Annotated in this window: 9 protein-coding genes and 1 tRNA gene; 6 read left to right on the top strand and 4 right to left on the bottom strand. The window is 69.8% G+C overall.

The window, feature by feature from the left end; all coding sequences use genetic code 11:
• Window positions 1-47 precede the first annotated feature (47 nt).
• On the top strand, window positions 48-2414 hold the full coding sequence (locus ACFVH0_RS06065) for a hypothetical protein (protein WP_385818264.1): 2367 nt from the start codon (window positions 48-50) through the stop codon (window positions 2412-2414).
• 174 nt (window positions 2415-2588) lie between these two features.
• Here the strand turns inward: ACFVH0_RS06065 and ACFVH0_RS06060 are convergent.
• Window positions 2589-2661: transfer RNA gene (locus ACFVH0_RS06060), tRNA-Arg, on the bottom strand.
• A gap of 437 nt (window positions 2662-3098) precedes the next feature.
• Between ACFVH0_RS06060 and ACFVH0_RS06055 the strand changes: the two genes are divergently transcribed.
• Window positions 3099-3674: a TlpA family protein disulfide reductase gene (locus ACFVH0_RS06055; RefSeq protein WP_385818263.1), complete on the top strand. Its 576-nt coding sequence runs from the start codon at window positions 3099-3101 to the stop codon at window positions 3672-3674.
• Window positions 3675-3736: 62 nt separating this feature from the next.
• Window positions 3737-5491: a class I adenylate-forming enzyme family protein gene (locus ACFVH0_RS06050; protein ID WP_385818262.1), complete on the top strand. Its 1755-nt coding sequence runs from the start codon at window positions 3737-3739 to the stop codon at window positions 5489-5491.
• A 47-nt stretch (window positions 5492-5538) separates the two neighbouring features.
• Here the strand turns inward: ACFVH0_RS06050 and ACFVH0_RS06045 are convergent, their stop codons facing one another.
• Window positions 5539-6816, bottom strand: a complete 1278-nt coding sequence (locus ACFVH0_RS06045) for a M6 family metalloprotease domain-containing protein (RefSeq protein WP_385818261.1) — start codon at window positions 6814-6816, stop codon at window positions 5539-5541.
• 294 nt (window positions 6817-7110) lie between these two features.
• On the opposite strand from ACFVH0_RS06045, the gene ACFVH0_RS06040 reads away from it, so the two are divergent.
• Both ACFVH0_RS06040 and ACFVH0_RS06035 read left to right on the top strand, forming a co-directional pair.
• Window positions 7111-7773 (top strand): TetR/AcrR family transcriptional regulator, encoded by a 663-nt coding sequence (locus ACFVH0_RS06040; protein ID WP_385818260.1) that lies wholly within the window; start codon window positions 7111-7113, stop codon window positions 7771-7773.
• A gap of 205 nt (window positions 7774-7978) precedes the next feature.
• Window positions 7979-9511, top strand: a complete 1533-nt coding sequence (locus tag ACFVH0_RS06035; protein ID WP_385818259.1) for an MFS transporter — start codon at window positions 7979-7981, stop codon at window positions 9509-9511.
• Between the two features lie 174 nt (window positions 9512-9685).
• Here the strand turns inward: ACFVH0_RS06035 and ACFVH0_RS06030 are convergent, their stop codons facing one another.
• Window positions 9686-10198, bottom strand: a complete 513-nt coding sequence (locus ACFVH0_RS06030) for a MarR family winged helix-turn-helix transcriptional regulator (RefSeq protein ID WP_385818258.1) — start codon at window positions 10196-10198, stop codon at window positions 9686-9688.
• 151 nt (window positions 10199-10349) lie between these two features.
• Here ACFVH0_RS06030 and ACFVH0_RS06025 point away from each other — a divergent pair, with 151 nt between their 5' ends.
• On the top strand, window positions 10350-11129 hold the full coding sequence (locus tag ACFVH0_RS06025) for a dioxygenase (RefSeq protein ID WP_385818257.1): 780 nt from the start codon (window positions 10350-10352) through the stop codon (window positions 11127-11129).
• A gap of 62 nt (window positions 11130-11191) precedes the next feature.
• Here the strand turns inward: ACFVH0_RS06025 and ACFVH0_RS06020 are convergent, their stop codons facing one another.
• Complete coding sequence (locus tag ACFVH0_RS06020) at window positions 11192-12250, bottom strand: questin oxidase family protein (RefSeq protein ID WP_385818256.1); 1059 nt, start codon at window positions 12248-12250, stop codon at window positions 11192-11194.
• Between the last annotated feature and the right edge of the window lie 34 nt (window positions 12251-12284).

The following is a 12284-nucleotide window of genomic DNA, read 5'->3' as shown; positions in this document are numbered from 1 at the left end:
CACCCGAGGACCGGACCCCGATCGGCCCCCGGGGAAGACGACTTCACGTGAAGCACAAGATACGAATGACGCGGCTGGGCGCCCTGTCGCGGCTCGCGATCGCGGCCGCCTGCACAGCGGCGCTGTCCCTCACCGGGCTCCCGGCCCTCCAGCAGACGGCCGCGGCCGCGCCCGGGGAGAAGCCGCTCTCGCCGGGTAAGCGCTGTGACGACCTGTACGGACTGAGGAACGTCCCGACCAAGCGGATGCCGCAGCGGGACAACATCCGGCCCGAGCAGGACTGGGACGAGTTCGACTACGTCAACGAGGGCAAGCAGTACGACGGGCTGGAGCTGCCCGACGACGCCGCGGAACGCGAGAAGTTCCTGCGCGGCATCGGCAAGGATCCCGAGAAGTACGGCAAGGGCGACCCCAGGCGCGTCTACGCCTACTACGCCAAGGAGACCCTGGACAAGCCGAACAGCGCGTGGAAGAACGACTGGGAGGGGTGGCGGGACGGCAGCTACATCCCGCAGTCCGGACATGACCCGCGCGGCAAGGCCTTCGAGGCGAAGGTCGTCAAGGACTACGGGCTGACCGGGCCGGACTGGATCTGCCAGAAGGAGATCAAGATCCGGGATCCGAAGACCGGGAAGGTCCACCGGCGGATCCTGGACGCGATCAACACGAAGACCCGCGAGATCGTCGAGATCAAATCCAACAACAAGCCGGAACAGAGCCAGAAGGCCAAGGACCTGGCACTGGCCAGGAACAAGAACTGGCAGAAGTCCGGCTACAAGGTCCGCTACATCTTCGCGCAGGAACGCGGCGGCAACGGCAACAAGTTCTTCAAGGAGATGCGGCAGAGCCTCGGCAAGGACAACCTCGGCCGGGAGCGGGTCACGATCCACGAGCACCGCTCGACGGCGATCGAGAAAGCGCCGGCGAAGGCCAACAACAGCCCGCACCGGTACAACGCGCCCTACATGAACGCCGATCCGTCGAAGAACACCGGATCGCGCGGCGGAGCGATCGACCAGATCAAGCAGTCCAAGCCGAACCCGAAGGACATGGCCGAGTTCCTCAAGCGACGCGACCAGGCGTCCGGGGGACGGTTCCCCAAGGGGCCCGGAGGCATCGACTTCACCTCCCTGGAGCTGAAGTACGTCGGCAAGCCGGCCAAGGGCGCGGGCCTGGACTACGCGTTCTCCGCGGGCAAGGCCCCCGGCGAGAGCGGCGGCTGGGGCGGCAAGGAAAAGGCGCAGATGATCTCCGACGCCTTCTTCACCTGGCTGGCCCTCACCCCTGACAGGTTCTGGGTCAACCTCAACCCGGACACCCCCGGCACGATCATGGACGACAAGTTCGCCTCCACCGACGCCGGGCGCGTGCTCCTGGAGGCCGACCTCCAGCTCAAGCACGACTTCTACAAGGCCATGGACCCCAAGACGGAGGTCGGCAAGGCTGCCTGGGACGGCCTTGCCAAGGTCAACGGCTGGCCGTGCCTGCACTCGGGCCGCAACTGGATCGAACCCAAGCCCGCGAAGGTCCGTGAACAGGACGGCGGCATCTACATCATCGACGCACCGCTGAAGCTCCAGTCCGAGTTCGCCGAGGTCAGCACCCCGGGCCCCGGCGAGGGCAAGCCCTGCCAGGACCAGTTGAGCAAGGCCGAGATCGAGCACAACGAGCGCGTCCTGCGGAGCACCGTGGTCCCCGAGGTCGAGAAGTGGATCAACACCGAGCCCCAGTACGCCGACCTGCGCCGCGTCTACACCGCCCGGGTCGCCGCCGAGTACATCCGCCAGCAGGACGCCCAGCGCCCCACCGACTACCGCAAGATCATCAACAGCAACAACGTCAAGCGGTGGCCGCTGCGCGCCCCCAACCAGGACTGGAAGAAGACGGACGTCTTCAACAAGTACGTCGAGGTCTTCAAGAACGGCGAGTTCAAGTACGAACTGAACAAGGGTGAGGAGGTCTGGGTCATCACCGTCGGCGGTGTCGACTTCTCCAAGCAGCCCAAGCGCAATGTCACCGGCGCCCAGTTCCGGGCCGAACGCCCCTACACCCCGCGCACGAAGAACATCGCGGTCAAGGCGGCCACCGACGACGCGGACCAGGAAGGCATGCTGATGCTCGGCGGCAACAGCGCCGGCAAGAGCGACGACGGCGGCACCCCGACCCCGACCCCGAAGCCCACCCCGACCGGCGGCGGCGACCCGACGCCGACGAAGGACCCGGGCAAACCCGACCCGACCCGCCCGGAGCAGCCCGGCCGGGGCGACACCGGCAACAACAAGCCCGCCCCGAACGGCGGCCTCGCCGACACCGGCAGCAACACCCCCGTCGGCCTGATCGCCGCCATAGCCGCAGCCCTGGCCGCAGCCGGAGCCACCCTGATCTGGTGGAAACGCCGCCGCCCCACCCACTAGCCCGGAACCCTCACGAGACGCCGTAGAGCCGATCAGGGAACCCGCGTGACGTAGTCGGCCTCCAGGACCAGGCTTGTGGTCCTGGAGGCCGACATTCGTTTCCGTACCGCTAACCACAAACCGAGAAGCCCTGCCGCCACCAGGCGACAGGGCTTCTGACCTGCTACTTCTCTGTGCCCCCGGCAGGATTCGAACCTGCGACACCCGCTTTAGGAGAGCGGTGCTCTATCCCCTGAGCTACGAAGGCGGGACTGACCGCTGACAGCCTAGCGGATCGGGCTTGTGGAGGTCGCCCCCCATCGGGGCTGTGATCGGACACATGCGGGGGTGTCATGGTTGCGTCACCGGCATGGCGCGTCTTCCGGTGCGGTCGTGTCGTGGTCGGGCCGCTTCTTCCGGTGTTCCGGGTGGTTGCGCGGTTCCCGGTTCGGGTGGGGTTGCAAGGGGGCTGTTCGTGGGGGGAGTTGGGGGTGGGCGTACCGTTCTGACTGACCAGCAAGAACCGTTGTGCAGCAGGTACGGGGTGTTCCCGCATGTCTTGTCCGCATCGCAGATCTCGGGTCTTCCCCGGAATGGCGGGTGTCGCCGTGTGGGCGGGCGGGGTGTGGCGGTGTGCTGGGGGATGGGGACTTCCGGGCCGGGTGCCGCACGGCGTGTGACCGTCGATTCGTCGAAGGACCCCCCATGAAACGCCCCTACGTTCCCTTCCTGGCTGCCCTTGCCTTTGCCGTCGCTCTTGTCGGTGTGATCGCGTTCAGTGGCAGCAGTCCGGGTACTCCCGCGGGTTACCACCGCAACAAGGACGGCACGCTGACGATAGAGAACGCGCACCGTCCGGTCGCGCCCGCCTTCATGGGGGCCGATGTCGACGGGAGGCCGGTCCAGCTCTCCGACTTTGCGGGGAAGACGGTCGTGGTCAACGCGTGGGCCTCCCGCTGCGAGCCCTGCCGCAAGGAGATTCCGGTTCTGGTGCGGTACCACCGGAAGATGGAGAAGCAGGGTGTCGTTGTGCTGGGGATCAATCGGGACCGGTTCGTCGATGAGGCGCGGGGCTTCGTGCGTGAGTTCGACATGCCCTATCCCAGCGTTCTCGATCCGGGCGGCAAGCAGTTCTTCGCGCTGCCCAAGGGGTTGCTGAGCACTCAGGGCCTGCCCGTCACCCTTGTCATCGATGTGCGTGGGCGGATCGCAGCGACGGCGTCCGAGGTCGTCAGTGAAGGCCGGCTGGAGGGTCTGGTCGCCGCCGCTCGGGTGTCTTGACGCGGGGCGGGGGCGGGCATAGCGTCGCGAATGTACTGAGCAAGCGCTTAGAAAGGTCGTTCGTGCCGCACATCGACCCGACCCCCGCCGCCGCCCCCGACCCGGAGGCCGCCGCAGCCGCTGCCGAGGCCGCCATCCGTGTCGAAGCCGCGCTGACAGGTCCGGGTGCCCCGTTCGCCGTGGTGCGGGTGGAGGACGGGGTGCACGCCGGGTCGCTCGTGTACGCGGACGGGCCCAGGACGCTCCGGGAGTTCGCGGAGACCACCTGGGCCCTCGGGGACCGGCCGTTCCTGATCTCGGCGGAGCGCGGCTACTCGTACGCCGAGTTCTTCGCCGCCGCGTCCGCGCTGGCCTGCCGGATGACCGAGGTGTACGGGCTCCGCCCGGGGGACCGGGCCGTCGTCGCGATGCGGAACCACCCCGAGTGGCAGATCGCCTTCTGGGCCGCCCAGCTGGCCGGCCTGGTCGCCGTACCGCTCAACGCCTGGTGGACCGAGGACGAGTTCACGTACGCGCTCGACGACTGCGGGCCCCGGGTGCTCCTGGTGGACGGGGAGCGGCTGCCGAGGGTCGCCGGGTGGGCGGCCGGGAACGGGGCGCGGGTGGTCGTCTTCCACGGGGAGGAGGCGGTCCCGGACGGTGTCGAGCGGTACGAGGACCTGCCCGCGCCCGATCCGCTCGCCGCGCCCCCCGAGGTCGAGATCCGGCCCGAGGACGACGCGACGATCCTCTACACCTCCGGCACCACCGGCCGGCCCAAGGGCGCGGTCGCCACCCATCTCGCCCAGGTGGGAGCGGTGCTCAACCCGCGGTTCCACGCGGCCGCCTCCGCGCTCGGGCGCGGGATCATCCCGGGGCAGGGGCCCGCGCCGGTGTCGCTGCTGACGTTCCCGTTCTTCCACGTCGCCGCGTTCACCGGCTTCTACGCGGCGATGGCGGCGGGCGGCACCATCGTGCTGATGCGGAAGTGGGACGCCGAGGAGGCGCTGCGGCTGATCCGCGAGCACGGCGTCACCCACTACGCCGGCGTCCCGGCGACCGCGCTCCAGCTGCTCGCCGCGGCCGAGCGGGCGGGCGACGGCCTGGAGAGCCTGCAGATGCTGAACACCGGCGGGGCCGCCGCACCGCCCGATCTGGTCGCCCGGCTGACCGCCCGGCACGGCGACCGCATCGAACCCCGCAACGGCTACGGCCTGACCGAGACCAGCGGCGGCGTCCTGGCGAACTTCGGCGCCGAGTACCGGCTCCACCCGGGCAGCGTCGGCCGTCCCACCCCCACCACCGAGGTGCGGATCGCCGGACCCGAGGGCGAGGCGCTGCCCGAGGGCGAGGTCGGGGAGCTGTGGCTGCGCGGCCAGTCCCTGGTCCGCGGCTACTGGCGTGACGAGGCGGCGACCGCTCGGGCGTTCACCGACGGGTGGTTCCGGACCGGTGACCTCGCGGTGGTCCGCGAGGGGCGGGTCGATGTCGTCGACCGGATCAAGGACATGGTGATCCGCGGCGGGGAGAACGTGTACTGCGTCGAGGTCGAGGCGGTGCTGCACGACCACCCGGACGTCGAGGACGCGGCGGTACTGGGGGTGCCGCACCCGGTCCTGGGTGAGGAGGTCGCCGCGGTCGTGTGCCTGCGGGCCGGTGCCACCGTCACCGTCGAGGAACTGAGGGCGCACGTCGGACGCAGCCTGGCCGCGTTCAAGGTCCCGGCCCATGTGCTCGTACGGGAGGAGCCGCTGCCCCGGAACCCGACCGGGAAGATCCTCAAGCGCGAGCTGCGCGGACCCGTCGAAGCGGAGGTCCGGGGGAGTGAGGAGGCGTGAGTGAAGAGGAACGGTGTGCGGTTCGGACTTGAGGGGCGTCAGGGGCGTCAGGGGCGGGTTATGCGGACTCGGTAGTTTCCCTTCTTGTCCTTGTCGACCACGGATATGCGTATCCCGGTGGTCCGGTCGGTGAAGGTCTCACCGGGCTGGAAAGGCGCGTCGGACAGTTCGGCGTGCACATTGGGCAGCCGGGTGCAGCCGGTGCTGCCCTTGGTGCTGTCCGCGACGGAGACCGGGCCCTGTCCGGTGTCGACGGCCGAGCTCACCTTGTAGATCAGTACGCCCGGCCGGCAGATGGCCTGGTCGTTGCCGGCCTGGGTCCGTACCTCCACCGCGTAGCCGGACTCGCCGCTCAGCGGTACGAACGCCAGCTTGGTGCCGCCCCGGGTGGCCAGCGGGCCGAGCACATGGTCGCTGGTGCCGGAGCGTGCGGCGCAGCTGATCTGTTTGTTGTCCAGCCAGCCGAGCTTCCACTTGTGCCAGCCCAGCAGGTCGTTGTTGGCCCCCCAGTCCTCGGACATGATGTCCCAGTGCCCGACCGAGCCGCCGCCCTCCATCGTGTAGAGGTCCGGGAGGCCGAAGACATGGCCGTTCTCGTGCGGCAGGACCCGGTAGCCGGTCTGTTTGAACGATCCCGAGCCGTCGTCCTGGCGGCTGTAGATGAAGGACGTGTTGGCGAGGGGGACGCCGTCCGCCCTCGGGGCGTCGTCGTTGCCGGAGAAGGTCACGGACAGCACGGTGTCCAGGGCGGAGGGGCCTGCGTTCGGGGTGACCAGGATGTTGACCAGGTCGTACGCGGCGAAGTCCACCTTCGGATCGGCGGCGGTGACGATGTCCTGGACGAGGTGGCGGTAGCCCGGTTCGTACGGTGAGCCGCGCTCCATCCCGTACTCCGAGAACGGCAGTGGCATCCGCAGCCAGGACTTCAGCGGGGCGTCGGGGACGTAGGTGAGGCGTCCGTACGATCCGGTCCGGAACCAGTCGGTGGTCTGCGGGAAGAATTCGGCGTACCGGTCCATCGCCTTGCCGGCACCCGGTGCGTCGGGGAAGTCGATCATCAGGTTGAGGGCGCGGACCCTTCCCGTGGAGCGGGCGTAGCCCTCCGGGGTCGGCATGCCCTCCGACATCTGTACGCCCATGGTCGCCGGTATCCGGCACGGGGCTATGCCTGCGGAACGGGCGGTGGCCACCGGTCCTGCCGAGGCCCGGCTGGCTATCGGAAGAGTGCTGCTTGCCGTGGCCATTGCGGCTATGACCAGGGATGTTGCGGAGGCGAGCGCGATCGGGCGGCGGTGGTTGCGTATCCGGTGGCGGGGCTTTTGCATATAGGCGCCTCGGGGTCCGCGGCAGTCGGCCGGCCCTGACTGCGCTCTGCGGATCAGCCTGTTGCGGGTGGTGCGGTGCCGCTCGTTGGGTGCGCCGTTCGGCTGGTTTTCCTGACCGAAGATGTGGCTCAGGTCACATCTCGATGGGAAATAAGTGGGGAGCTGTTCCCCGTTTGAATCGGTGTCCCCGCGAAACGGGGAGATGGTCCCCGCTTACCGGAAGCTTGCATCCTGGAGAACGGGGACCGTCACAGCGGGTGGTGGAAGAAGCGGAAGCAGAAGGAGGCCGTCGTCGTGGAGACCGTCAGCCGCATCGCCGTCGGAGCGACCCGGCCCGGGGCGCCCCGTCCGCGGGCCGATGCGCTGCGAAACCGGGAGCGGATCGTGACGGCCGCGCGCGAGATGTTCGTCGAGTTCGGGCCCGATGTGCCGCTCGACGAGGTCGCCAGGCGCGCCGGTGTCGGCAATGCCACGCTCTACCGGAACTTCCCCGACCGGGCCGCGCTGGTGCACGAGGTCGTGCTCGCGGTCACCTCCCGGACCACCGACCGCGCCGAAGAGGCGACGGCCGAGGAGGCCGACGCCTTCGCCGCGCTCAGCCGTTTCGTGCACGCGGCGGCCGACGAACGGATCGGGGCGCTGTGCCCGATGCTGTCCGGCGGCTTCGACAAGGACCATCCCGAACTGCTCGCCGAGCGCCGGCGCCTCGAAGAGGCCGTCGAGGGGCTCGTGTCGCGCGCCATGTCCGCGGGGCGGCTGCGCACCGACATCGCCGTCGGTGACGTACTCGTCGCCCTCTCCCAGCTCACCCGTCCGCTGCCCGGCATCGGCTGCCTCGACATCGACCGGTTCACCCACCGCCATCTACAGCTGTTCCTGGACGGACTGCAGGCCCCGGCCCGGTCCGAACTGCCCGGAACGGCGGCGACCTTGGAGGACCTGCGGCGTCGGCCGTGACATCCGCACCGGGCTCCTGAGCCGGGAGCCCGGCGGCGCGCCCGCCACGCCTTGAACATTCCTTTCACCATCCGCCCGTCCATCGTCTTCCGTTCACCGTCTTCCCGTTCACTGTCTGCCCCTTTTACCGGCGTTTCGTCCCGGTTCACGACTCTTCGCGCTCTCGCGTGCCTGCGCGCGTGCGCGTTCCTAGGTGGGTACCTCCATGCCAAAAACAGCCGACATCCGACTCCCGGACCCCAGCCGCTGGAAAGCGCTGGCGTTCATCGCCCTCGCGCAGCTGATGGTGGTGCTCGACGCCACGATCGTGAACATCGCGCTGCCGCACGCCCAGACGGCCCTGGACATATCCGATGCCAACAAGCAGTGGGTCATCACGGCGTACGCCCTCGCCTTCGGCGGGCTGCTCCTCTTCGGAGGCCGGATCGCCGACCTCTGGGGCCGTAAGCGGACCTTCGTCGTCGGACTGATCGGCTTCGCGCTGGCCTCCGCGCTCGGTGGCGCCGCGCAGAACCAGGCGATGCTCTTCGGCTCCCGCGCGCTCCAGGGCGTCTTCGGCGCGCTGCTCGCGCCGGCGGCCCTGTCGCTGCTCGCCGTGATGTTCACCGATGCCAAGGAGCGCGCCAAGGCGTTCGGCATCTACGGTGCGATCGCCGGTGGCGGCGGCGCCGTCGGGCTGATCCTCGGCGGCTTCCTGACCCAGGCGCTGAACTGGCGCTGGACGTTCTTCGTCAACATCCCGTTCGCGATCGTCGCGGCCGCGGGCGCGTACTTCGTGATCCGTGAGCCGGCCGGCGGCCGCAACCGCGCCTCGCTCGACATCCCGGGTGTGATCCTGTCCGCGCTGGGTCTGGTCTCGCTGGTGTACGGGTTCACCCGCGCCGAGTCCGCGGGCTGGTCGGACGGGCTGACCATCGGGATGTTCGTCGCCTCCGCGGTGCTGCTGTTCTCCTTCGTCCTGACCGAGTCCAAGGTCAAGTCGCCGCTGCTGCCGCTGCGCGTGCTGCTGGACCGCAACCGCGGTGGCGTCTACCTCTCGCTGGGTCTGGCCGTCATCGCGATGTTCGGGCTGTTCCTCTTCCTGACGTACTACCTCCAGGTCGTGAAGGGCTACTCGCCGATCAGGACCGGTTTCGCCTTCCTCCCGATGATCGCGGGCATGATCACCGGCTCGACGCAGATCGGTGCCCGGTTGATGACCCGGGTTCCGGCGCGCAAGCTCATGGGCCCCGGCTTCCTGGTCGCCGCCGTCGGCATGCTGCTGCTGACGCAGCTGGAGATCGGTTCCTCCTACGTCGGTCTCATCCTGCCCGCGCAGCTGCTGCTGGGGCTGGGGATGGGTACGGCGTTCATGCCGGCCATGTCGCTGGCCACGCACGGCGTCGAGCCCAGGGACTCGGGTGTCGCGTCCGCGATGGTCAACACCTCGCAGCAGGTGGGCGGCGCGATCGGCACGGCGCTGCTGAACACCATCGCCGCGTCGGCCGCGACGGCGTACGCCTCCTCGCACGCCGCGCTCGGCGCCAGGAACCCGGAGCTGCTGAAGCTCCAGTCGATGGTGCATGGCTTCACCGGCGCCATCTGGTGGGCCGTCGGCATCCTGGTGGTGGCCTCCGCGATCGCGGTGACCTTCATCAACGCGGGCCGGCCCGCGGCGGGCCCGGCCACCGGAAGCTCCGGTTCGGGTGAGACCGACGGGGTCGAGGACGAGTTCAAGGTCCCGGTCGTCGCCCACTGATTCGAGGTCCCGGCCGTCACCCGGTGAACGGCTGAGCGTGACGTGTGACATGGCTGTGCCCCGGTCCCGCTTCGGCGGGGCCGGGGCACAGCCGCGTCGCGGCGTACGCCTGTCCGTACGGCTGCGAGCAGGCGTGCGGCTACGAGCAGGCGTACGTGTGCGTGGGCGGGTGGCTCAGCGCAGCCAGGGCAGGTCCGCGTTCGTGCCCTCCGGCTGCAGACCGGCGGCGACGACCTGCATGATCTCGCCCAGCGAGCGCACCTGCTCGGGCGTGAGCCGGTCGAACATCGCCTGGCGTACGGCGTCGACATGGCCCGGCGCGGACCGGCGCAGCATCTCGAAGCCGTCGTCGGTGAGGACCGCGTTCTGGCCGCGCTTGTCGGACGGGCAGTCCTCGCGGCGCACCCACCCGCTCTTCTCCAGCCGCGCGACGGCGTGCGAGAGCCGCGAGCGGGTGATCTTGGCGTCCTTGGCCAGCTCCGTCATCCGCTTCCGGCGGCGCGGGGCCTGGGAGAGCTGGACGAGCAGACCGTAATAGATGTGCGGCATGCCGGCATCGCGCTGCAACTGGCGGTCGAGGTGGTCCTCCATGAGCGTGGTGGCGTGGAGGTACGCGCGCCACACGCTCTGCTCTTCGTCGGAGAGCCAGCGCGGCTCGCCGGTGGGTGCCGTGGTCATGTACTCCACTGTACGACCTTTTCTTGAAAGTTGAACTAGATAGAGCTAAGGTCTCCGGAGGAAGGAAGCTTGAAGATTAAAGAACCCTTCCTTCTCAAAAAGGCGCCTGTAGAAGGCCCAGTAGAAGACTTACCCGGATCAGCAGCGGATGGGGAGTGCCATGACAGTCACCGCGGAGCGCATGCCCGCCCTCTACCTTTCCCACGGCGCCCCGCCGCTGGCCGACGACCCGGTCTGGCCCGGCGAACTGGCCGCCTGGTCCGCCGGACTGCCCCGCCCCCGCGCGATCCTGATGGTCTCCGCGCACTGGGAGGAGGCCCCGCTGGCCCTCGGCGCCACGGAGACGGTCCCGCTCGTCTACGACTTCTGGGGCTTCCCCGAGCACTACTACCAGGTGCAGTACGCCGCTCCGGGCGCGCCGGAACTGGCGGAGAACGTACGCAAGCTGCTGCGCGGCGCCGGTACGCCGGTCCAGGACATCCCGGACCGCGGGCTCGATCACGGGGCGTACGTCCCGCTCGTGGAGATGTTCCCGGGCGCCGACATTCCCGTACTCCAGATCTCCATGCCGACGCTGGACCCGCAGAAGCTCATGGACATCGGGCGCAGGCTCGCGCCGCTGCGCGACGAGGGCGTCCTGATCGTCGGCAGCGGCTTCTTCACCCACAACCTGGCCGCCCTGCGGCATGCGGGCGGCACCCCCGGCTGGTCGGCGGAGTTCGATGACTGGGGGAACCGGGCGCTCCAGGCGCAGGACGTCGACGCGCTGCTCGACTTCGAGAACAAGTCCCCGGCCGGCCGGCTGGCGCACCCGCGCACCGAGCACTTCGCACCGCTCTTCGTGACGCTCGGCGCCTCGGAGGGCGAGCTGGACCGGGGGCGCAGCGTCATCGACGGGTTCTGGATGGGGCTGGCGAAGCGGTCGGTGCAGTTCGGCTGAGTCCGGTTCGGGCCTCCGTTGCGGGGGCCGACGGGTGTTGTGGCGCCGGTGGATGACGGGTGTTACAGGGCCGGAGGGTTCAGCTCGATCGAACGGAGTGCGGCGGCGAGGGCCGTTTCGTCGCCGATGTCCAGCGCGGTGTCGGTGAACTTGATGGTGTGATCGTCGCCGTGTGCCGCCGCCCGAGCGAACAGTTCGTCGGCGGAGGCGGACACCGGTGTGTACGGAGCGGCCTCGGCAGGGCTGTACGCGGCGGTGACCGCGGCGCTCGCCGCCCACGCGGCCCCCAGGCTCTCCACCCACAGCGCGCGGGGGAGCGCGGGCAGCGTGCGCAGCACGGCGTTGGGCGCGGTCGCGGCGTGCACCAGCATGATCGGTTCGCCGTACCCGTGCGTGGCGAACCGGTGGGTCGCGGCCCGCACCAGCTCCGCCAGCCGGTCCCGCGCCTCGTCCGGGTCGTCGACGAACTGCTGCGGCCACACCGGGAACGCAGTGAGCTGCGCCAGCCGGTCCCGGATGCCGCCGTCCTGCTCGGGCACCGGCGGCACGGCGTCCAGCGCGGCCGCGGCGGTGGGCGCGGGAGCGAGCCGGGTCAGCGCGGGCAGCGGCTGATGGCGAGCGGCCCAGTAACCGAGGCCGTGGGCGAGTTCGGTGATCCGGGGCGCGGTCGCCTCGCCGGTGAGCAGCGTGCGTACGGAGTGGCCGACCCGGATCACGGGGTGGGTGGCGCCCGCCGCGATGCCGGGGAGCAGGCGGGGCCACCACTCGGCGAGGACGTCCCGCCAGGGGCGCTCGGCCGTCTCCCGCTCGAAGTGCTCCGTCCAGTCCGCGATCCGGCGCGGGTCGCCGAGGGCCTCGCGCCAGTTCTCCGCCGTCACCCGGGTCGCGGTGTCCGGCATGTCCTCCAGCTTGTGGCTGTAGTGGTCGAGCCAGCGGTGGACGGCCGGTGCCTGACCGTGCCGGACCAGCGCCTCGACGGCCATGGGGCCGTGATTGCTCAGCCAGCCGTTGCGCTCGGGGCCCGAGGCGTGAAGGCGCTCCAGCGCCTCGTCGAGCGTGCCGGTGGTGTCGTCCGTGGCGGTCGTGTCGTCCGTGCCGGTGGTGTTCGTCGTGTCGTCCATACGGAACGACGCTAGGTGCGGGGCCCCTGCCGCG

The organism is Streptomyces sp. NPDC127117, from assembly GCF_042677325.1.
GTDB lineage: Bacteria > Actinomycetota > Actinomycetes > Streptomycetales > Streptomycetaceae > Streptomyces.
Note: the sequence above shows the minus strand (reverse complement) of the source record. Positions and strands in the feature narration are given on the sequence as shown.

Excerpts from the sequence above, each read along its gene's own strand:
- ACFVH0_RS06035 (WP_385818259.1), top strand. The coding sequence starts at position 7,979 with ATGCCAAAAACAGCCGACATCCGACTCCCGGACCCCAGCCGCTGGAAA.
- ACFVH0_RS06055 (WP_385818263.1), top strand. The coding sequence starts at position 3,099 with ATGAAACGCCCCTACGTTCCCTTCCTGGCTGCCCTTGCCTTTGCCGTC.
- ACFVH0_RS06020 (WP_385818256.1), bottom strand. The coding sequence starts at position 12,250 with ATGGACGACACGACGAACACCACCGGCACGGACGACACGACCGCCACG.
- ACFVH0_RS06025 (WP_385818257.1), top strand. The coding sequence starts at position 10,350 with ATGACAGTCACCGCGGAGCGCATGCCCGCCCTCTACCTTTCCCACGGC.
- ACFVH0_RS06045 (WP_385818261.1), bottom strand. The coding sequence starts at position 6,816 with ATGCAAAAGCCCCGCCACCGGATACGCAACCACCGCCGCCCGATCGCG.